This is a genomic window from Pectinatus haikarae (assembly GCF_050916305.1).
Classification (GTDB): Bacteria; Bacillota; Negativicutes; order Selenomonadales; family Selenomonadaceae; genus Pectinatus; species Pectinatus haikarae.
The window spans coordinates 271,175-291,684 of sequence record NZ_CP116940.1; the positions used below are offsets into that span (position 1 = coordinate 271,175).

The following is a 20,510-nucleotide window of genomic DNA, read 5'->3' on the forward strand; positions in this document are numbered from 1 at the left end:
GCCATATCAAATATTTCGTTTTTCATTTTCCTTGATTTCACATAAGATATGACGCAATTCACCTATCAGATAAAGTGATCCGGTAAGACATAATAAACAGCCCTCCTGTGTCAGTGCCATTGCTTTTGTTAAAGCGGCCTGCCTGTCTGTCTCCACCTGCACATATTTAATATCCAAGTTTTGAGCCCACTCTGAAGGATCGGCCATACGCGGTGAATCCGGTTCTGTGGCGATGACTATATCATTCGGACGCAGCAGTGTTTTCAGCATCACAGCTACTGCCTTATCCTTTAATATTCCCAACACAAAAACACGCTGTTCATCGGGAAAATACTTATCCAAATTTTGTCTGAGCATAAGTATCCCCGCCGGATTATGCGCACCGTCAATAATTATACGCTTATTATTTATGTCAAATTTCTCAAATCGTCCCGGCCATCTTACGTTTTCCAAGGCTACTCTTGCGGACTCTGCTGTTATACGCCGTTCATCATTGGCAAGCAAATATGCCGTCATTATCGCCAGTGCCCCATTCCGCACCTGATGATCTCCCAAAAGATTGAGCGCAAATTCCTCTTTAACGCCGAGAATGTTAGAAGCAAACGCTATATACTGTCTGCTGCCGTCATAGCTGAGAAATTGTGCCTGAAAATCAGTATCCTCAATAAAAAGATCCGTATTTTTTTCAGCGGCCTCCTGATGCAGTATATCAAGTGTCATACCTTTTGCATCGGTGACTACGGGTATTCCGTCTTTTATTATCCCGGCTTTATGATGTGCTATTCCTTCTAGTGTTCCTCCGCAGAAAGCAGCATGTTCAAAAGCAATATTAGTAATGACAGACACTTCCGGCAATACTACATTAGTAGAATCAAAAAGACCGCCGAGACCGACTTCGATAACGGCATATTCCACTTTATTTACCGCAAAGCATAAGAAAGCTGCGGCAGTCAGCACCTCAAACTGCGTAGGCGATTCCATGCCTTCATCGATCATTTGATCGGCAAAAGTTTTTACAACTCCTATACAATTAGCAAATGCAGCCTTGCTCACCGGTGCTCCGTCAATTTGAATCCGCTCCGTATAGGAAAAAAGATGTGGTGAGATATACAGGCCTGTCTTTATTCCTGATTGATGTATAATTCCGCTGATCATGGCACAGACCGATCCTTTACCGTTGGTCCCTGTCACGTGAATGGTTTTATATTTGAGCTGCGGTTCATCGAGCAGCTCCACCAGCCGTTTTATTCTCTCAAGCCCCAGTCTGGTGCCGAATTTATTCAGTTCATTAAGATATGACAATGCTTCCTGATAATCCATTTTTCCTCACAAGGCCGCCAGATAAGTCAAGCGTTCCTGTACCGCTGCTTTCTTATCAGTATAGCCCTTTTGTTTCTCCTTCTCTTTTTCTACTACTTCTGCCGGAGCTTTGGCCAAAAAACCTTCATTGCTTAATTTCTTTGCAAGGCGCTCTATTTCCTTATCGAGATTTATCATTTCCTTGGTAAGCCGTGCCGTTTCCTTTTCCACATCGATCAGTCCCGCCATCGGCAGATAAACTTCAACCCCGCTGACTACAGCTGTCATCGCATTTTCCGGCTTGACCATGCTGTCTGTCCATACGGTCATCGGTTCGGCAGCCGCAAGAGATGCCAGATATCCCTTATTTTCTACAAAGGTTTCCTTTAAACTGCGATCCGCGAAGAATAAGATCACTTCACTTTTCCTGCCGGGTACGGCATTTACCTGCGCACGTATATTTCTTATCGCTTTGATTGTTTCCATGACAGCCGTCATATTTTTTTCAGCGGCAGCATCTATTTTTCCATTTTCCCCATCAGGCCACAAGCTCGTCATGACACTTTCTCCCTCATGAGGTATATGCTGCCATATTTCTTCCGTTATAAAAGGCATAAAAGGATGGAGTAATCTCAATGTATGTTCCAGCACATACCCCAGGACATATTGTGCCGTCTTTCTTGCAGCTATATTTTCCTTATCATAGAGACGTGCCTTGCTCAATTCTATATACCAATCACAAAATTCATTCCAAATGAACTCATATAAAGATCGGGCAGCTTCGCCCAGCTCGAAATTCTCCAAATTTTTCGTTACAGATGCTGCAGTATGTGCATACCTGCTCAATATCCATTTGTCCGCCAGCGTATATTCCGCCTGTTCAGGCACAAAATCCTTATCGAAACCTTCCAGATTCATAAGCATAAATCGAGATGCATTCCATAACTTATTGGCAAAATTGCGTGCACTTTCCACACGTTCCCAATAAAAGCGCATATCATTCCCGGGAGTATTTCCCGTTATCAGCATAAAGCGCAATGTATCCGCTCCGTATTTTTCGATAACCTCGACCGGATCGATTCCGTTCCCGAGTGACTTGCTCATCTTGCGTCCTTGAGAATCACGCACCAGTCCATGAATAAACACATGCTTAAAAGGAATATCTTCGCCAAACTTCAATCCCATCATTACCATGCGGGCAACCCAGAAGAAAATTATATCATAACCTGTCACAAGCACACTTGTCGGATAAAACTGTTTCAATTCCTCTGTTTTTTCCGGCCATCCCATCGTTTCAAACGGCCATAAACCGGAACTGAACCATGTGTCCAGAACATCTTCGTCCCTGCGCAGATGATTACTGCCGCATTTTGTGCACACAGTGACATCATCACGTGAAACTATCGTTTCTCCGCAATTATCACAATACCATGCAGGTATTTGATGTCCCCACCAAAGCTGACGGGAAATGCACCAGTCACGTATATTTTCAAGCCAGTTGCAATATATTTTAGTGAAGCGTTCCGGTACAAATTTTATTTTTCCGTTTTTTACAACCTCTACGGCCGGTTTCGCCAATGACTCCATTTTTACAAACCATTGTTTGGAAATCATCGGTTCAACAGTTGTATCACATCGCGAGCAATGTCCCACTGCATGTTCATGATCCTCTATACCCGATAAAACTCCCCGGCTCTTCAAATCCTCGATCAGACGTCGCCGGCATTCATAACGGTCCATGCCGGCATAAAGTCCGGTATTTTCCGCCATTCTTCCATCATTCGTCATAACAAGTATCTGCTCAAGATCATGCCGTTGTCCCATCTCAAAATCATTCGGATCATGCGCCGGGGTGACCTTCACCGCTCCCGTACCAAACTGCGGATCAACATATTCGTCAGCAAAAAGAGGTATGAGACGTCCGACAACAGGCAGCACCAGCATTTTCCCGACCAGTCTTTTATATCTCTCATCCTCAGGATGAACAGCCACTCCTGTGTCACCGAACATTGTCTCCGGACGTGTAGTGGCTATCTCAACATATTCATCTGTACCTTCGACATTATAGCGGATATGATACAAATGTCCCATTTCCGTCTCATGTTCCACTTCTATATCGCTGAGTGCCGTATTACAGTGCGGACACCAATTTGTAATACGCGTCCCCTGATAGATCAGCCCTTCCTCATACAACCGGACAAAAACCTCTCTCACTGCCTTAGAACAGCCTTCATCCATTGTAAACCGTTCTCTGTCCCAATCACAGGAAGATCCCAAAGACCGCAGCTGGTACATTATACGGCTGCCAAATTTTTCCTTCCACTGCCATGCCCGTTCTACAAATTTTTCCCTGCCTATTTCATGACGTGAGGACCCTTCTTCTCTCAGCGCCGCGTCCACCTTTGCCTGTGTAGCTATACCGGCATGGTCGCATCCCGGCATCCACAAGGTATTATATCCCTGCATACGGCGAAAGCGTATAAGAATATCCTGCAAAGTGTTATCCATTGCATGCCCCATATGAAGCTGACCGGTGACATTCGGCGGCGGTATTACAATACTGTAAGTCTTCTTATCTTTTTGCACTTTTGCGTGAAATAATTTATTTTTCTCCCAAAATTCATACCATTTTTTTTCAAAACTCTGCGGATCATAAACCTTTGGAATGTTTGTCTCCTGCAAATTATTCCCTCCTAAAATAAAAAAACCCCTCCGTCCCAATAGGACGAAAGAGTATACTTTCGTGGTACCACCTAAATTTCTCTGCCGTCGGGCAAAGCTCAAACGCCTAACGCCGCGCCGCACGTCCGCGGCTACTAACTTCACCGCAGAAGCTCTAAAGCTACAGCAACAAATTTTTGCGGAAAAATCTTTCAGCCTGAGGATTTTCTCTCTATACCGCATCCGTCCGTGCTCTCTTTTTCATAGCATTTTTCATATTTCAACGCCCTTATATTATCATAAAACTATAGAAAAAACAATATTGCCATTTCTGCCTTGCTTGACTAATATTTATTTTATATGCTACTGTGTATTTGGATGATATATTTATTTTGAGGAGTGATTCTATGAAAAAAATATCCCTTATTATAATATTCGCTTCAATATTCTATTTTTATCAAACATCCTGCCAGGCCATGCGTATTATCAGTGCTCGGGAGATTTCAGAATTTGCGTCTGACAATCTTTGGGGCGATGTTTTCAGCGTTCGTACCATGGGCCAATGGAATGAATATGTACGTTTCACATTCTTCATGCCCGACAGCTACAACGGAAAAGTACGCGGCAGCATGCTTGTTTCCGGCAGCGCCAATAACATTGAGTTTACTTTTTTACCCGGAAGCATCATAAAAATATTCGAATTCAAAGCAGCTGATCCCGATATGGTTTTTTGGATAATAAAAGACAATGCGCTCCAAAGCAATGGTCTTACACATGATTTTTACATGATAGGACCTTATAAAAGCAGCTATGCAACTTATGCCAGTATGGATAATATAGTGGACATGGGCTGGAATAGTACAAATATGAAAGTACATTTACTCAACAGTGAAAATGCATGGCCCATTCTGCAAGGCTATGCTGACAACGGAAGCGGCAGTGTCCTCAGGGAGAACCTTGTCCTGTCATGGGATGACGCTGCCGACTGGTTCAGTATGACTGCCTATCCTTTGGATGCCTTTGTCACTGCTCCCATCCCAGGTGAATAGAACAGCGCTGTGAGGAAAACTTACTCTGCCGTTAATTCACTGGCAATCAACTTCTCTTCGTCTTTCATCGCCCAAAGTGTTTTTTCCAAAAGCTCGTCAAGAGTCCATCCCAGCATATCTGCTCCCTGTTTTATGATATCGCGCGAACAGCCGGCGGCAAATCTTTTATCTTTAAATTTTTTTTTCAGGCTTTTAAGTTCCATGTCCTGCACACTCTTCGACGGACGCATCAGCGCTGCAGCTCCTATCAGCCCTGTCAATTCATCACTGGCAAACAGAACTTTTTCCATCATGTGCTCCGGTTTTATATCGACACAGATGCCATATCCATGTGAACAAACCGCTCGGATCAAATTTTCTTCAGCATTTATTTCCTGCAAAAGCTCCGGTGCCTTTCGGCAATGTTCCTGCGGATATTTTTCAAAATCAATATCGTGAAGCAGTCCCACAATTCCCCAAAAATCCGCCTCGTCTGCATATTCCAAATGTTCCGCATACCAATGCATAACCGCCGAAACAGTGGCTGCATGAAGCAAATGAAAATCTTCACTATTATATTTTTTAAGCAATTCCCATGCTTGTTTTTTCGTGAGCTTTGTCTGCATCATATCTTTTTCCCCCATAAGAATTTACCGGCGGACAGCATTCCGATCATCCGTCTATTATCTTTTTCAGCTTTTCCATATCAAGTGCCTGTCTCACTGTCTGTGCCAGTCTATTATAGGCCGCCTGTTTCTGCGCCGCATAATTCTGACTTGCCGGCAGCGGAGGCAGGTCTTTCCTTTTGCGAAGGATATTCAATAAGGTCCTTCTATACTCATCGTTATCAAAAATCCCGTGTATATAAGACCCCATGATAAAACCGTCTGCGCTGACAGCACCGTCAACCTTATTAACCGGGCATTCTCCCCGCATATTTATCACAAAAGGATGCCTGACCTCATCCGCAAAATCGGTCAATCCCATATGTATTTCATATCCGTTCAGTTCCGCAAAGCTGGCTTTTTCTCCCAAAAACTGCCAGTCCATCGCCTGCGCTTTGATCTGCGAGGTGACTTTTTTTTCGGCAAAAGTAGTTATCATGGGCAGAAAATTCAACGCATCAACCTCATCATGCGCCGACTCGGTATGATATGGATCACGTATTTTGCTGCCGAGCATCTGATAACCGCCGCAGACGCCCACAAGAGGCACCTTATTCTCATGTGCGTCTTTCAGACATTTTTCGAGACCGCTGCTGCGCAGATACAGCAGATCTTCCGTCGTATTTTTACTGCCGGGAAGAATAATAAGATCGGGGCTACCAAGCTGTCCCGCTGTACTTGCATAATAAAGATTTACATCTTCCTCTCGCGATAAAGCATCAAAATCTGTAAAATTTGATATCTTAGGTGTGCGAATGACTGCAATTTTCAATACAGCATTTTCTTTATTCACTTTCTTATCTTTATCATCAAGCGATACAGAATCCTCATCATCAATATCGAGATTTTCCAAATAAGGCACAACGCCCAAAACAGGCTTGCCTGTCTTCCGTTCAAGAAAATCAAGAGCCGGTTCCAGCAATTTTATATCGCCACGAAACTTATTTATCACAAGCCCTTTTACAAGTTTTCTTTCTTCATCATCCAGCAGTGCCAAAGTACCGACCAGTGAAGCCAGAGCACCGCCTCTGTCTATATCGGCTATCAAAAGTACCGGTGCATTCAGGTGTTTGGCAATGCGCATATTTACAATATCATTCGCCTTTAAATTTATCTCGGCCGGACTGCCTGCACCTTCGATGGCCAGCATCTCGAAACGATCCTGCATTTTTGCCAAAGCTTTCTTTACAGTCTCAAAAGCTTTTAAAGAATATCCCTGATGATATTCTTTTGCCGACATATTTCCCACAGGACGCCCCATAAGTATGACCTGAGAACAAGAATTTCCGGTGGGTTTCAGCAATACGGGATTCATTTCTACACATGGCTCAAGGCCGGCTGCCTCTGCCTGAGCTATCTGAGCACGTCCCATTTCTCTGCCATCTTCTGTCACATAAGAATTAAGCGCCATATTCTGTGCTTTAAAAGGTGCTATATTTATACCGTCCTGGAAAAATATACGGCACAAAGCTGTCGTCAGTATGCTTTTGCCGACGTGAGACGATGTCCCCTGCAGCATTATATATTTTGTCATCCCGAATCTCTCCCAAATTGTTTTACTTGTCCGAGACAGTTTTTATCCTGTTTTGCCTATATCTATCCGCCATATCTATAAAACGTTCTGCAGCAGAGGGCACCCCGAGAAAGTGCATATGCAGATACGATGCCAAAATATTTTCAGTCGCGTAGCCGGACTTGTACCGTGCATTATTTCTGTTTTTTGTAAAAACAAAGGCCCACGGAAAATCCTCATCGGTATTTTCCTGCACGGAAAAATGAAACTCATGGCCCTGCAGAGAAGACCCCGCAGGCATGAGAATATTGTCCCTTTGTGCCTGCGCCGTTACATAGCCGACAGTCTGCAATTTACGCTGCATGACCGCCCTGGCGGGTATAATATCAGCCATTGCCCAAATATTACCATCAAAATCAACTATTTCCTTCATCAAATACATATAACCGCCGCATTCAGCATAAATAGGCATATCATCTGAAGCAGCGCGGCGCAGCTCACGAAGCATAAGAATATTGGCTGACAGTTGCTCAACAAATAATTCAGGAAAACCGCCGCCCAGAATTACAGCATCACAAACAGGAAGTTTTTTGTCATGAAGAGGACTGAAAAATTCTATTTCTGCTCCGTAAAGTTTCAGCACATCCAGTCCCGCCGCATAATAAAAAGAAAATGCCTCATCATGCGCTACCGCTATCCGCACACGCTTTGGGATACTTTTATTATTGCCGGATTCGGACAAAAACAACGCTGGCGCTTTTCCGGCTGTCTTGATTATCTGTTCCAGGTCGACCTGCGCATCTATCTTTTCGGCAATATATTTTATTTTTTCAGTTGTATCCTTCTCGCCCGCAGGAGTCAGTCCCAAATGCCGTTCCGGCATTTTCATGCTTTCGTCCCGGCATATGCTGCCAAAAACTCTTATTCCAAGACACTTCATTGCTTCACGAATCATTTGTTCATGTGTGGGCGACCCCAGGCAATTCAATATTACTCCGGCAAAATTAATATCCGGATCATATTCTCTGAAGCCCAGTGCCAACGCCGCGGCACTTTCTCCCATAGAACGGCAGTTTATCACCAGAATCACTGGAGCCTCTAAACATTTTGCAATCTCAGCAGTAGAACTCACTCCATTTTTCCCGCCGTCATAAAGTCCCATTACTCCTTCGATCACGGCTATGTCCGCATCAGATGCCGTTTTTATAAGCAACTCCGTTATTTTTTCCTTTGGTACAAGCCATGTATCAAGATTATGCCCCGGCCGGCCGGCAGCAACGGAATGGTAAGAAGGATCTATGTAATCCGGACCGATCTTAAAAGGCTGTACTTTAAGTCCACTTTGCTGCAAAGCCCTTAAAATACCCGTAACGACAGTTGTTTTTCCGGAGCTGCTCTGCGGAGCTGCAAAAACGATACGCGGTACACTGTAATCTGCCATGTAGTTACCTGCTGTTATCTATCATATACATTACTGCATTTACGCAGGAAGCGGCAATAGGACTGCCCCCCTTGGTGCCTTCTACAGTTATAAACGGCACCAAAGAACACTCCGCCAAAGCTTTTTTTGATTCAGCCGCGCCGACAAAACCGACCGGAGTGCCGATAATGGCCGCCGGCCGTATATTCTCTTCTTCCATCATCCTGATAACTTCAAAGAGAGCTGTCGGTGCGTTGCCTATAGCCACTATTGCTCCGTTCAATTGCTTGCCAAAATAACGCATGGCTGCCATTGAACGTGTGATACCTTTTGCTTTTGCGGTAACAGCTATCTGGCTGTCCGCTATTTTACAAATTACTTCTCCGCCCCAGAAAGCCAGTTTCTTCTTATTGATGCCTGTTCTTACCATCTCAACATCCGTATATATACTGCATCCGTCTCTCAGCGCAGTTTTCATTTTTTCTATGCTGCCCCCGCCTATCTTTATAATATCAGCATAGCCGACATCTCCTGACGCATGAATCATGCGAGAATACAATTTTATCTCATCAGCATTCAATGAAAGCTTTGCCAAATATGGTGCAATTATCTCCATACTGCGATTTTCGATAGCCATTGGCTCTTTTATGAATTCCATATTAAAAATCTCCCCGATATCCAAAGTTGTTATGATCCCAGACGCAGTTGCAGTCAATAAAAAGACCGCTGCACAGAAACGTTAGACGTTGAGTAAAAGTATAGCATAACGAAAAATATAAAACAATCTGCGCCCTTTAAATGAACATTGCACGTCATTATACTGACACGCAAAAATTCCGTGTTGACAGTCATATGGTTGTCAACACGGAATCTAATCAGATATAAAGGTTACAAATCAAGATTGCGTACTAAATCTGCATGTTCCTCAATAAAACGGCGGCGCGGCTCAACTTTATCCCCCATCAGCACGGAAAAAATACTGTCTGCCTCTTCAGCCTGCATCAGATCAACGCGCAGAACAGTTCTTCCCTCAGGGTCCATAGTAGTCTCCCAAAGCTGCTCAGGATTCATTTCACCGAGGCCCTTATAGCGCTGCACAGTTATACCGTCTCTGCCTATTTCATCCAGTTTCAGCGACAATTCCTCATCGCTGTAAGTATACCAATGCTGCCGGCCCTTCCTTACCTGATATAAAGGCGGCTGTGCAATAAACACACGGCCGTTCTTGATCAAAGGCTGCATATACCTATAGAAAAAAGTCAACAGCAATGTACGTATATGAGCACCGTCCACATCAGCATCCGTCATGATAATTATCTTGCCGTAGCGGCTTTTTTCTATGTCAAAATCCTCACCGATACCGCTGCCGAAAGCAGTTATCATCGTCCTGATTTCTTCGTTATTCAAAATTCTGTCAAGCCGTGCTTTTTCAACATTGAGTATCTTGCCTCGCAAAGGCAGGATAGCCTGAAAACGACGGTCACGTCCCTGCTTCGCAGATCCGCCGGCGCTGTCACCTTCGACCAGGTATATTTCCGCCTGCATAGGGTCCTTTATCGAACAATCGGCCAGTTTCCCCGGCAGAGAACTTACTTCCAATGCATTTTTACGACGTGTGAGATCACGTGCTTTTCTGGCGGCCTCACGCGCCCGTGATGCCATGATTGATTTCTCAATTATTTTTTTTGTAATAGCAGGATTTTCCTCAAAATACTCGTTTAATCCTTCTGTTACAATAGAGTCCACTATTCCGCGCACATCGGAATTACCGAGTTTAGTCTTAGTCTGTCCTTCAAATTGCGGTTCCCGTACTTTAAGGTTAATGATACAGGTTATCCCTTCGCGTACATCTTCACCGCTTAGAGCTGAATCATTATTTTTCAAAATATTCTGTTTGCGTGCAAAATCATTGGCTGCGCGCGTAAGCGCGCTTTTGAAGCCAGCAAGATGTGTACCGCCTTCTTCCGTATGAATATTGTTTACATAACCATAAATATTTTCAGAATAACTTGTAGTATACTGCAATGCTATTTCAACAATAGTATCGTCCTTCTGCCCATTAAAATAGACAGGCTCCTCACTTAAAATATCTTTATTACGGTCAAGATATTTTACAAAAGAAGAAATGCCGCCTTCATCGTAGAATACTTCTGTTCTGTCCGATTCATCGCGTTCATCTGTGAGTGTTATATGAATACCGCAATTTAGAAAAGCCAATTCCCGCAAACGCTGTTTTAAAATATCGTAATCATATACCGTTTCCGTAAAAATAGTGTCATCCGGTTGGAAGCGGACTGTGGTTCCAGTCGTTTCAGTTGTGCCTATTTCATGCAAAGGAACCTTAGTCATTCCATAAGCGAAGGATATACCGTATATTTTTCCGCCACGCTTTACCCGCACATCCATTTCCCTGCTCAATGCATTGACTACTGATACACCGACACCATGCAACCCACCTGAAACCTTGTACCCACTGCCGCCGAATTTACCGCCGGCATGGAGAATAGTCAATACAACTTCAACGGCAGGTTTACCACTTTCATGCATATCAATAGGTATCCCTCTGCCGTTATCAGATACAGTTATACTGTTATCCTTATGAATTGTAACTTCAATATGTGTGCAATATCCAGCCAAGGCTTCATCTATACTGTTGTCAACCACTTCAGATACCAGATGATGCAGCCCGTGAGACGATTGATCGCCGATATACATACCAGGCCGCTTCCGCACGGCCTCAAGACCCTCGAGCACCTGAATCTGCTTTGCATCATACTTGCTTTTTACGGCCGTTACTTCACTGCTCATTTCTTCATGATTTATTTTTATATCGGATAAATCAATCGGATCATTTTTATTTTCATCTAAGCTCATAACATCATCCTTCTAATTTATATACTTAACATTTTATCATTTTTTAAGGTTTTTATCAAACAGGCTCTCCTGCCCAACAGTATTTTCAATATATCTCTTTCCGGGTAAAACATACAAAAGTACTCGTCAATATCATAATAGCACCTGCCACAACAAAAACTTCTTTCAATCCCCAATATGTGCCAACGGCTCCTCCCAGCAGAGGTCCTGCCATAGAACCAAGCTGCTGTGCGGAAAACAGCATGCCGAAGATACTGCCTCTGACCGAGCTTCCTGTATTACTTGCCAGCACTGCACTAATAGATGGATTGATGCCGGCAAAAAATAATCCACCGGCAAACTGCATCACAGCAAACTGGAACAAATTATTGGGAATCGCCTGTATAAGCATACAAATGCCTGCTCCGCCCATAGCCACATACATTATCTTGCCAAATGATTTTTTCTGTCCCATTCTCCCCCATACAGGCGCCGAAATGGAGGCAGCAATCCCCCCAAGAGAAAAAACGGCTCCGGCAATCAATACTATATTCTCCATGCTGCCGCGCAGCTGTGCTACATATAAAGTTATTATCGGCTGCAGAATCAAAATCACCATCTGCACCAGAACAGCCAGAATAAGCATTTGTCTTATGACAGGTTCTTTCAGCAGCTCCATTTGGTTGACCGATTTTCTGTCCACGACATCTCCTGCTTCACGCGGTGGTTCCTGAACAAAAAAAATAGTTATCAAGGATATAGTGAACAAGGCTCCGCCTGCTATCATAAAGGATGCTCTCATACCAAATACCTCTGCCAGCACTCCGCCCAGCAGCGGACCTATTACACCGCCGCTGGTCAGCGCTGCCTGCATAATTCCCAGACTCAGTCCCATTTTTTCCGCCGGTACCGATGCCGATACAATAGCCAGTTCTGAAGCCCATAGTCCCGCCGCAAATCCCTGAAGGACTCTCACCATGAAAAGCTGTTCCGGTGATGTAACAATACCTCCCAGAAAATATGTAATAGCCAGCCCTATACTTGAACGCACCGCCATCAGTTTACGTCCTTTTTTATCGGATATTTTTCCCCAGATAGGTGCCATGATCGCCCCTATAAAAAAAGACACGGAAAAAATCACACCATTCCACATATTCACATCTGACTGTGCCACACCCAGCTCTTTTATCAAGTAAAGAGGCAAAAATGGGATAAGCATAGTATAACTTGCTGACATCAAAACCACGTTACAGGTTAAAATAGCCAAGACGATCTTCCAGCTTCGTCTCGTTTGCATAAAATATCTCCCTTCAGATACTTTTTTATTCTTTCTTCATTAATCCAGCTTCTGCCGCTTCTTCATAAAATAATTTTGCGTTTGAGCCACAGCTACTATTATCTCTATTAGTTGTCCGTATGCAAAAATTCTTTTTTGGCAATATTACCATTTTGTCTGTAGATTCGATAAGCAGATACCGAACCATCACCATTATAATAGTTTTTCAGTGTTATCCCGGCTGCCTGCGCCTTATCATCACTACTGCCAATGATAAAAATTGTCAGTGCACCATTCTCTGTCCTTGTAGAAATATATACACTATGTTTAAGATTATTTCGGAATTTAAAATCTATGAATCCATCAGCTACCGTGGCATCAAAAGCACGCGGCACATAATCGACGGGCAGATAATGCTCTGTCCGCTCAACAGGTGTAAGACCAGCCTGCAAAATAGAATTATAAAGAGTAGAACTGACCTGACATACTCCGCCGCCGATGCCCGGAACGACCTTGCCATTTATGATCTCAGGAGCTTCACGATACCCGGCTGCGGCAAGCCTTGGCCCGACAGTTTTGTTAAAAGAAAAAACTGTTCCTGACGTAAGCAGCGTTCCCGAAAGATTTTTAGCGGCAAGCGCCACATTTGCACTTCTATTGACATCGCCGGTGTTGAAATGTGTCGTATAAGCTGCCAGCACCGTATCTATCTGCTCAAGGGCTCCGGCTTCCACAGCTGCTTTTGTGATACTGACCGGGATATCTAAAGTTTGAGGATAAATCCCCGACTCAATTTTTTCATTGATAATGTCCGTCAGCTGCTTTTCATCTATCTTTTTCCCTTCTTTTTCTCCTTTTATACCGACGGCAGTGCCATCGGTATAAGCATATGCATCAACAGGTTCTTTATTGATAGATGAGGCCAGTCTGGTAATGATGGAATTCAATTTATTTTGATCATACGTTATTTGCAGTGGTACATTTTTCCCCTGGTAGGTGCAGATGAACTTATCAAAAACATCTTTAAAAAAATTGCCGCTCACTCCAACAGCTGCTGCCATTTCAGCTGTTTTACCGTTGTCACAGATCAAAGCTATGTCATCAGGCTTTATCGTCCATGATTTACCGTCATAATTAAGTATAATAACGCCGTTTTCAGTTTCCTTCATAAACTTTTCAGAAATATTTTTGGCAGCAGTCCGTTCATCCAGCCCGGCTAGATCAACATCTCCTGAATGAACTCCATAGGCGATCCCCGGTGCATTTTTTATAGCTAATGCCGATGAACATATTGCTACCAAAAAGACAGATAAAACCACCACTATGATTATTGATTTATAATGTCCATACAAAAAAACCACTCCCACAATCACTTGCAGATTATAAAAAGCCCCTGTTTTCGCAGGAGCTTTCATAAATAGAGATCTATCGCCAACATACTCTTTCAGAAAAGCATACATTACCTGTCGAAATTTATGACAAATCACATTCCGACAGAATTTTCCTAAAGGTGGGATTTTATTTTACATTCATAGACAGATCTATAAACTTATTAGCTAATTTAGCCTTTTGCAAAACTTCTTCCGTAATATCCGCACCTTCTTCGACAATGACTATGCCGTTGTCCGTAGTAATCCGTTTTGTCGCTTTTTTCCCGAGCAAAAAGCGGCGATGCCTATCTTCCGCAGAGCTGGCAGTGACAGAAGGGGTTTCCTTTTCAACGGGAACAGCTCCTGGGGTCGGTGAGCTTTTTACTTCTGGTTTAACCGTTTTTTCTTCTTCCTTTTTTTCAACGGCAGCTGCCGGTTCTGCTATTTTTGGGGATTTTGGCTGCTGTACTGCAGGCTTTGGCGCATCCTTAGCCTGCACCGATACCTGTTGCTTTTCTTGAACAGGCGTTTTGCCGGGAACGGCACTATCAATAATCGTAACTTCTCTGCCAAAAATCGATATTTCCTCAGCTGTTATTTCCTTTTGCGTATCTGCTTCCTGTCCCAGAACCACTTTAGCTATTTTCCCGTTGTCATCAATAAATATATCCGATACAACACCTTGGATAGTTCCTCCCTTGGTTATCGCCTTTGTACCTATAATACGTATGTTTTGATCAAGAAACGGTTCATATTCAACAGCATCATCCAATATAAGTATATCTTCACTGCTGGTGATAGTAACTGCATCATGCCCTATTGCTACAACAGAGGGATAGGGCAGGAGCTTAACTCCACGGTACCAATCTTCATCTTCAATAACTATAGCAGCTATGCTGCCATGTTCAGCGTCAATTAAGAGGGATTTGCTTGTTCCCAATTCACGGCCTTCTGTAATACTGATAATGGGCAATCCCAAAAATTCTTCACTCTTTTTCATTTAATAGAGTCCCTCCGTTTTTTAAGTAAATTTCCGGCAGCCAGACAATATTGCTCAGCCTGAATTCAGAAATTATTATCTATTATATATTTCCGCTTCTGTAAAATATTTTCCCGGTATTTCTCCAAAAGGTGTCATGATCATACCGGCATCAGCCAAAATATGCACAAGCTTCTGTAAATAAGCAATCTGTTTTTCAAAGCCCTGCCGCATAGAAATATCCTCGCATACCGCCGGCAGATGAAGAGCCGCCATCAATATAACCATTGCCTTGATAAATGCTCCGAATTTTTTATAAATATTGCTTATTTCAATGCATATAAAAGGGGCATAGGCACTTTCCCTGTATTTAGGCAGGCTGCACTTCAATGCATACAGAGAAGCTGCATATTCTTTTTTCTCATTCTGCTCATACACATAATTGAGAATTTCATCTATGGAATGCACCCCTGCCACCAAAGCCGCTACCTTTTCTTTTTTTCTATCCGGAAGATAAAGTGCTACAGTATGAACTTCCGCTCTGTCCAGCGGTACCGGCAGCTTATATCTGGCAATGGTGCTCCGTACTATTGCTGCCTTCTTCATAAAGCAGTACCCGCACCCCTGCATACTCAGATCCATTTTTTGCCTCAGCACCACCGGATAATACAGTTTGTTTCTGATAGTTCTGGTATCAGCTGCATCTGTACCGCTGCACAGCGAAGCCCTCATCGTGTAAAATTTATCTGACAGCGTCGTACGCATATGCCTGATTTTCTCTTGATCGGGTATATTATGTAAAATATTATCCTGATGATCTGTTCTGATTGTTTTTCCATTTTTATAACACAAATTTTCAATAATGATTTTTTGAGGATTGCTTACCATTACCGGTAATTTTTCCCAGAGAGGAACAGTATGCCCATACGCAACCATCTCGTTCTGACTTTTGCTAAAGTTTTTTTTATCTTCAACAAGTTTTTTATTATAAAACGTGGCCGCAAACGCTGTCAGAAAAACAACTGCCGCTATAAGAGCATAGTATGGCACCTCAATATATCTGGTCAGAGGCCATGCAGCAAATATAAACAAAAACGGCATAACTGCCGCTAATGATATAGCCTTCAATTCCAGCTGTATTTTGCATAAAGCAAAAAAACTGTATATAAAAAAAACACTGGTTAAAACTACCATTAAAGCTGTTCCTAAAAATACTGTCAGCATTTTATTCACAACCTTGCAGACGGAATTTACTTTCAAATATAAAGCAGCCCCATAAGCGGGGATAATCAACAAAATTATCAAACTATAAATCAACTATTTTATTTTACAACGTATACATGGATTTTGCAATTGTATAGTTCAGATAATCTTTCAGTTATAGTTATATATATGCTATAATAATTTAAAAGTTTTTCTCCGCTGACGCTTTCTTTTAATGCAGCATTTTCCTTTCAATTTCCGAACATACGTACCAGAAGGAGCTTTTTTATGAACAGTAATAAATTTCATGAACTGACCCATCTTATAATGGATTCCAAAGCAAAACCACCTGCCGCGCTGTTTGCCGGAGGTTTTGATGATTGGCATGCAAGGGCCCGGCTTGCCCATTTTCTTGTTCTGCCGGAGTTTAACAAAAAATCAGAGTCCGTAGAGCTGTTCCGCTCAGTAGTTGAAACAGAACCGGATGAGAACAGCGGAGAGGATATAGAAGAGAAACTTTATGCGTTGCAGCATCTGAGCATGATCATGCTCGATGAAAAGGAACTTGACCATGCACTTATTTATATTAACAAAGCTATAGAGCTTGCCGAGGAAAATGATTTTTTATACAAATATATCTTGCGAGGCGAACTATGGGCCGATCGCTGGAATATTCTTACCCGGCTGCACAAAACAGATCTTGCTGCAGATGAAGTAGAAGACAAAATAACTGCCTACGCGAATTTACCTGTAAAACATATCAGCTATCTTTATTATGGCTATCGTTTTTTGGCCCAGATTGCAGCGGCTAATTTTCATACAACAGATTCTGTCGAAATGATGAAAAAAGCTTTATCCTATATGGATGTGCCAATGAAAAATAAAAGTGCCCTAGAAGATGCAATGAGCGCAACGCATGATAATGCTTCATGGATACTCCAGCAGATCGATTTATCCACGCCTCTCCCGTCATCTGTCAAATGGGATATTTAAAGAACATCCATTACATTCAATATATTTTTGTTTACAGTTGCTTCATTTTGTGATATATTTTTTAAGAAATAATATATCTCCTTTGACGCGGTTGCCGACAACTCCAACGGCTGCCTGGTCAACAGGAATGAAAATTTTAGGAGGATTTTAATGCTTACACAGGAACAAAAATTACAGATTATTCAAGACAATTCAACTCACGAGGGCGACACCGGATCACCAGAAGTGCAGATCGCTCTTCTGACCGCACGCATACTTTATTTGACAGATCATTTAAAAGCCAATAAAAAAGATTTCCATTCACGCCGTGGCCTTCTTAAAATGGTTGGTCACCGCCGCAGACTTTTAGCTTATTTATATGATAATGATGTTGAACGTTACCGTGCTATTTTAAAGAAATTGAATATCGGCAAAGCTAACAAAAGATAATTATCTGAAATCTAATTTTGTTCGATTTTTCAAAATCAGTTATACGAGCCGACATTAGCGATTATCGAAAAAGCGGGGCTGTTGTCTATTTGTATAATGGACCAGTCCCCGCTTTTTATATTTTACATGATTTTGCAGTGTGTCCAGTGGATAGTGAAATGTTTGTTTGATTCTATTTATTAAGCAGATATTTCACTGTTTACTGTGCACAATTGCTGCAACAAGTTATTTAGGAGGTATATTATGCACAGTTTTGAAACTACACTTGGTGGACGTAAATTCGTCATAGAAACCGGAAAAATGGCCAAGCAGGCGAATGGTGCCGTACTCGTACGCTACGGTGAGACAGTCGTCATTGTCACAGCCACAGCATCCGCCGAGCCGCGTGAGGGAATAGACTTTTTTCCTCTGACGGTTGATTATGAAGAAAAAATGTACGCTGTCGGTAAGATTCCGGGCGGTTTCATCAAAAGAGAAGGTCGTCCTTCAGAATCCGCTATTTTATGCAGCCGGCTTATTGACCGGCCTATACGGCCTCTTTTTCCCGATGGATTCAGAAATGATATACAGATAGTAGCTACCGTTTTATCTGTAGACCAGGATAATCCCCCCGAAATAGCCGGCATGATCGGTGCTTCGGCTGCCCTTTCCATTTCTGATATTCCTTTTAAGGGTCCTATTGCAGGTGTACGTATCGGCTGCATAGACGGCAAATTTATTGTCAACCCTACTGTAGAGGAAAGAGAGAAGTCAGACCTTAACCTCACAATTGCCGGTTCACACGATGCCGTCATGATGGTTGAAGCCGGCGCCAATGAATTACCGGAAGAAGTTATCCTGGATGCGATCATGTTCGGTCATCAGGAAATAAAGAAACTGGTAGAATTCCAGCAGAATATGGTAGAAACATGCGGCAAAGAAAAGCGCAATATTAAACTATTCCAGCCTGAAGAGGAAATAGTAAATAAAGTACGTGAATATTCCCATGATAAGCTCAACGCAGCTGTACGTGACAGTGATAAACTGCGCCGTGATGAACATATTGCTCAGGTAAAAGCAGAGGCTCTTGAACATTTTCTGGAAGAATATCCTGATTCCTCCATGGAAATAAGTGCTGTTTTGCATAAACTCGTAAAGGAAATAGTCCGCAAAATGATCTCTCATGAAAAAATCCGTCCGGACGGACGTGAAGTTGATGAGGTACGTCCTGTAAGCTGTGAAGTCGGACTTCTACCCCGCGCACACGGCTCCGGTCTTTTCACCCGTGGTCAGACGCAGGTACTCACGGTCACTACGCTTGGACCGCTGGGTGATGAACAGATCATCGATGGTGTGGGAACAGAAACATCCAAACGCTATATCCATCACTATAACTTCCCCGGTTACAGCGTGGGTGAAGCACGTCCCATGCGCAGCCCCGGAAGACGCGAAATAGGCCACGGTGCCCTTGCGGAAAGAGCACTTGTTCCTGTAATCCCCTCAGAAAATGAATTTCCCTACACACTCCGGTTAGTTTCCGAAATTCTGGAATCGAACGGCTCCAGTTCTATGGGCAGTGTGTGCGGCAGCACACTTTCTCTTATGAATGCCGGTGTTCCGATAAAAAAACCGGTATCAGGTGTTGCTATGGGCTTGGTAAAAGACGGTGATGCCTATACTATTCTCACTGACATCCAAGGCATGGAAGATGCACTTGGTGATATGGACTTCAAAGTAGCCGGCACTAAAGACGGTGTAACAGCTATTCAAATGGACATAAAGCTTACCGGAATAACACGTGAGATTCTTGCGTCTGCTTTGGAGCAGGCAAAACGCGGTCGCGCCCACATACTCGCAAAAATGATGGAAGCCATTGACGAACCGGCCAAAGAACTTTCACCTTACGCTCCGCGTGTCACGACAATTAACATTCCTGTTGATAAAATACGTGATGTGATCGGGCCGGGCGGCAAAATCATCAAAAAAATCATCGATGAAACCGGCGTACAGATAGACATTGAGGACGACGGTACTGTCCGCATAACAGCAGTAAGTCAGGACAGCGCCAAAAAAGCTGTCGACATAATAAAAGAGCTGACCAGAGAAGTAGAGGTCGGTGCTGTTTACAAGGGAAAAGTTACACGTATAATGAATTTTGGCGCTTTCGTGGAAGTTCTTCCCGGCAAAGAAGGTTTATGTCATATCTCCCAGCTTGATACCAAGCGCGTAGGCAAAGTGGAAGATGTCGTAAGCATCGGCGATGAATTTGAAGTCAAGGTCACAGAAATAGACGGACAGGGACGAGTCAATCTTTCCCATAAGGTATTATTGTAAGGCAGGTCAGAAAATGCATATAGTACTTATCGAACCGCAGATACCGCCAAACACAGGCAATATAGCACGTCTGTGCGCAGCCACAGGCTGTGAACTCCATCTCGTCGAACCGCTTGGTTTTTCTACAGATGACAAGCACTTGAAACGTGCAGGACTTGACTATTGGCATTTATTAAAAATACATTACCACAAAAATTTCGGAGAAGTACTGTCTCTTTATCCCTCTTCATCCTATCATTATCTCTCTACTAAAGCACCCGGCACCTATACAGATGCTGCATACGGAAAAGATGATATGCTGGTCTTCGGCAGAGAAGATGCCGGCATCCCGGAAGCTATCTTAAAAGATCATCTTGATTGCTGTGTCCGCATCCCAATGATAGCAGAGGCCCGCTCCTTAAACCTCTCAAACTCTGTATCCATAGTGGTCTATGAGGCACTCAGGCAGCAATCATTCACTGCTTTGAAGAAATCCAGCGATTATCTGAGGAAAATTTGAACTGCAACG

General features: G+C 43.1%; 16 protein-coding genes and 1 other annotated feature. Of the genes, 5 read left to right on the top strand and 11 right to left on the bottom strand.

What is annotated here, in order from left to right; translation table 11 throughout:
• Nucleotides 1-6: 6 nt before the first annotated feature.
• Both NXG61_RS01320 and NXG61_RS01325 read right to left on the bottom strand, forming a co-directional pair.
• Nucleotides 7-1,320: a bifunctional folylpolyglutamate synthase/dihydrofolate synthase gene (locus NXG61_RS01320; RefSeq protein ID WP_307223776.1), complete on the bottom strand. Its 1,314-nt coding sequence runs from the start codon at nt 1,318-1,320 to the stop codon at nt 7-9.
• A gap of 6 nt (nt 1,321-1,326) precedes the next feature.
• Nucleotides 1,327-3,981 (bottom strand): valine--tRNA ligase, encoded by a 2,655-nt coding sequence (locus NXG61_RS01325; protein ID WP_307223772.1) that lies wholly within the window; start codon nt 3,979-3,981, stop codon nt 1,327-1,329.
• Between the two features lie 36 nt (nt 3,982-4,017).
• Nucleotides 4,018-4,234: a binding site (T-box leader), on the bottom strand.
• Nucleotides 4,235-4,367: 133 nt separating this feature from the next.
• Here NXG61_RS01325 and NXG61_RS01330 point away from each other — a divergent pair.
• Nucleotides 4,368-5,009 carry a hypothetical protein gene (locus NXG61_RS01330; RefSeq protein WP_307223770.1) on the top strand — a complete coding sequence of 214 codons (642 nt, stop codon included), beginning with the start codon at nt 4,368-4,370 and terminating at the stop codon, nt 5,007-5,009.
• 20 nt (nt 5,010-5,029) lie between these two features.
• Here the strand turns inward: NXG61_RS01330 and NXG61_RS01335 are convergent, their stop codons facing one another.
• From NXG61_RS01335 to NXG61_RS01375, 9 genes are all read right to left on the bottom strand, one after another.
• Nucleotides 5,030-5,617: a hydrolase gene (locus NXG61_RS01335; RefSeq protein WP_307223768.1), complete on the bottom strand. Its 588-nt coding sequence runs from the start codon at nt 5,615-5,617 to the stop codon at nt 5,030-5,032.
• A gap of 43 nt (nt 5,618-5,660) precedes the next feature.
• A complete protein-coding gene (locus NXG61_RS01340; protein WP_196603209.1) occupies nt 5,661-7,187 on the bottom strand; it encodes a cobyric acid synthase in 1,527 nt (508 codons plus the stop codon).
• A gap of 22 nt (nt 7,188-7,209) precedes the next feature.
• Nucleotides 7,210-8,607 (bottom strand): cobyrinate a,c-diamide synthase, encoded by a 1,398-nt coding sequence (locus tag NXG61_RS01345; protein WP_196603208.1) that lies wholly within the window; start codon nt 8,605-8,607, stop codon nt 7,210-7,212.
• Between the two features lie 4 nt (nt 8,608-8,611).
• On the bottom strand, nt 8,612-9,244 hold the full coding sequence (locus tag NXG61_RS01350) for a precorrin-8X methylmutase (RefSeq protein WP_196603207.1): 633 nt from the start codon (nt 9,242-9,244) through the stop codon (nt 8,612-8,614).
• A gap of 230 nt (nt 9,245-9,474) precedes the next feature.
• Nucleotides 9,475-11,394 carry a DNA topoisomerase (ATP-hydrolyzing) subunit B gene (gene gyrB, locus NXG61_RS01355; protein WP_231038441.1) on the bottom strand — a complete coding sequence of 640 codons (1,920 nt, stop codon included), beginning with the start codon at nt 11,392-11,394 and terminating at the stop codon, nt 9,475-9,477.
• Between the two features lie 151 nt (nt 11,395-11,545).
• A complete protein-coding gene (locus tag NXG61_RS01360; protein WP_196603205.1) occupies nt 11,546-12,736 on the bottom strand; it encodes an MFS transporter in 1,191 nt (396 codons plus the stop codon).
• A gap of 107 nt (nt 12,737-12,843) precedes the next feature.
• The gene (locus NXG61_RS01365; protein ID WP_432748965.1) at nt 12,844-14,067 is read right to left on the bottom strand and encodes a VanW family protein; all 1,224 of its coding nucleotides are present in this window, start codon (nt 14,065-14,067) and stop codon (nt 12,844-12,846) included.
• Between the two features lie 166 nt (nt 14,068-14,233).
• On the bottom strand, nt 14,234-15,085 hold the full coding sequence (locus NXG61_RS01370) for a PRC-barrel domain-containing protein (RefSeq protein WP_307223762.1): 852 nt from the start codon (nt 15,083-15,085) through the stop codon (nt 14,234-14,236).
• Nucleotides 15,086-15,160: 75 nt separating this feature from the next.
• Nucleotides 15,161-16,288, bottom strand: coding sequence for a hypothetical protein (locus tag NXG61_RS01375; protein WP_307223760.1), 1,128 nt, complete (start codon nt 16,286-16,288; stop codon nt 15,161-15,163).
• A gap of 267 nt (nt 16,289-16,555) precedes the next feature.
• On the opposite strand from NXG61_RS01375, the gene NXG61_RS01380 reads away from it, so the two are divergent.
• The 4 genes from NXG61_RS01380 to NXG61_RS01395 all read left to right on the top strand — a co-directional run bounded on the left by NXG61_RS01380 (nt 16,556) and on the right by NXG61_RS01395 (nt 20,501).
• The gene (locus NXG61_RS01380; RefSeq protein ID WP_307223758.1) at nt 16,556-17,260 is read left to right on the top strand and encodes a tetratricopeptide repeat protein; all 705 of its coding nucleotides are present in this window, start codon (nt 16,556-16,558) and stop codon (nt 17,258-17,260) included.
• Nucleotides 17,261-17,410: 150 nt separating this feature from the next.
• A complete protein-coding gene (gene rpsO / locus NXG61_RS01385; RefSeq protein WP_196603200.1) occupies nt 17,411-17,689 on the top strand; it encodes a 30S ribosomal protein S15 in 279 nt (92 codons plus the stop codon).
• A 243-nt stretch (nt 17,690-17,932) separates the two neighbouring features.
• Complete coding sequence (locus tag NXG61_RS01390) at nt 17,933-20,002, top strand: polyribonucleotide nucleotidyltransferase (RefSeq protein ID WP_196603199.1); 2,070 nt, start codon at nt 17,933-17,935, stop codon at nt 20,000-20,002.
• 13 nt (nt 20,003-20,015) lie between these two features.
• Nucleotides 20,016-20,501 carry a tRNA (cytidine(34)-2'-O)-methyltransferase gene (locus tag NXG61_RS01395; protein WP_196603198.1) on the top strand — a complete coding sequence of 162 codons (486 nt, stop codon included), beginning with the start codon at nt 20,016-20,018 and terminating at the stop codon, nt 20,499-20,501.
• Nucleotides 20,502-20,510: the final 9 nt, after the last annotated feature.

What these genes read in the sequence shown, in the direction of transcription:
- NXG61_RS01320 (WP_307223776.1), bottom strand. Translation starts at nt 1,320, where the DNA reads ATGGATTATCAGGAAGCATTGTCATATCTTAATGAACTGAATAAATTC.
- NXG61_RS01330 (WP_307223770.1), top strand. Translation starts at nt 4,368, where the DNA reads ATGAAAAAAATATCCCTTATTATAATATTCGCTTCAATATTCTATTTT.
- NXG61_RS01335 (WP_307223768.1), bottom strand. Translation starts at nt 5,617, where the DNA reads ATGATGCAGACAAAGCTCACGAAAAAACAAGCATGGGAATTGCTTAAA.
- NXG61_RS01340 (WP_196603209.1), bottom strand. Translation starts at nt 7,187, where the DNA reads ATGACAAAATATATAATGCTGCAGGGGACATCGTCTCACGTCGGCAAA.
- NXG61_RS01345 (WP_196603208.1), bottom strand. Translation starts at nt 8,607, where the DNA reads ATGGCAGATTACAGTGTACCGCGTATCGTTTTTGCAGCTCCGCAGAGC.
- NXG61_RS01350 (WP_196603207.1), bottom strand. Translation starts at nt 9,244, where the DNA reads ATGGAATTCATAAAAGAGCCAATGGCTATCGAAAATCGCAGTATGGAG.
- gyrB (WP_231038441.1), bottom strand. Translation starts at nt 11,394, where the DNA reads ATGAGCAGTGAAGTAACGGCCGTAAAAAGCAAGTATGATGCAAAGCAG.
- NXG61_RS01360 (WP_196603205.1), bottom strand. Translation starts at nt 12,736, where the DNA reads ATGCAAACGAGACGAAGCTGGAAGATCGTCTTGGCTATTTTAACCTGT.
- NXG61_RS01370 (WP_307223762.1), bottom strand. Translation starts at nt 15,085, where the DNA reads ATGAAAAAGAGTGAAGAATTTTTGGGATTGCCCATTATCAGTATTACA.
- NXG61_RS01375 (WP_307223760.1), bottom strand. Translation starts at nt 16,288, where the DNA reads ATGCTGACAGTATTTTTAGGAACAGCTTTAATGGTAGTTTTAACCAGT.
- NXG61_RS01380 (WP_307223758.1), top strand. Translation starts at nt 16,556, where the DNA reads ATGAACAGTAATAAATTTCATGAACTGACCCATCTTATAATGGATTCC.
- rpsO (WP_196603200.1), top strand. Translation starts at nt 17,411, where the DNA reads ATGCTTACACAGGAACAAAAATTACAGATTATTCAAGACAATTCAACT.
- NXG61_RS01390 (WP_196603199.1), top strand. Translation starts at nt 17,933, where the DNA reads ATGCACAGTTTTGAAACTACACTTGGTGGACGTAAATTCGTCATAGAA.
- NXG61_RS01395 (WP_196603198.1), top strand. Translation starts at nt 20,016, where the DNA reads ATGCATATAGTACTTATCGAACCGCAGATACCGCCAAACACAGGCAAT.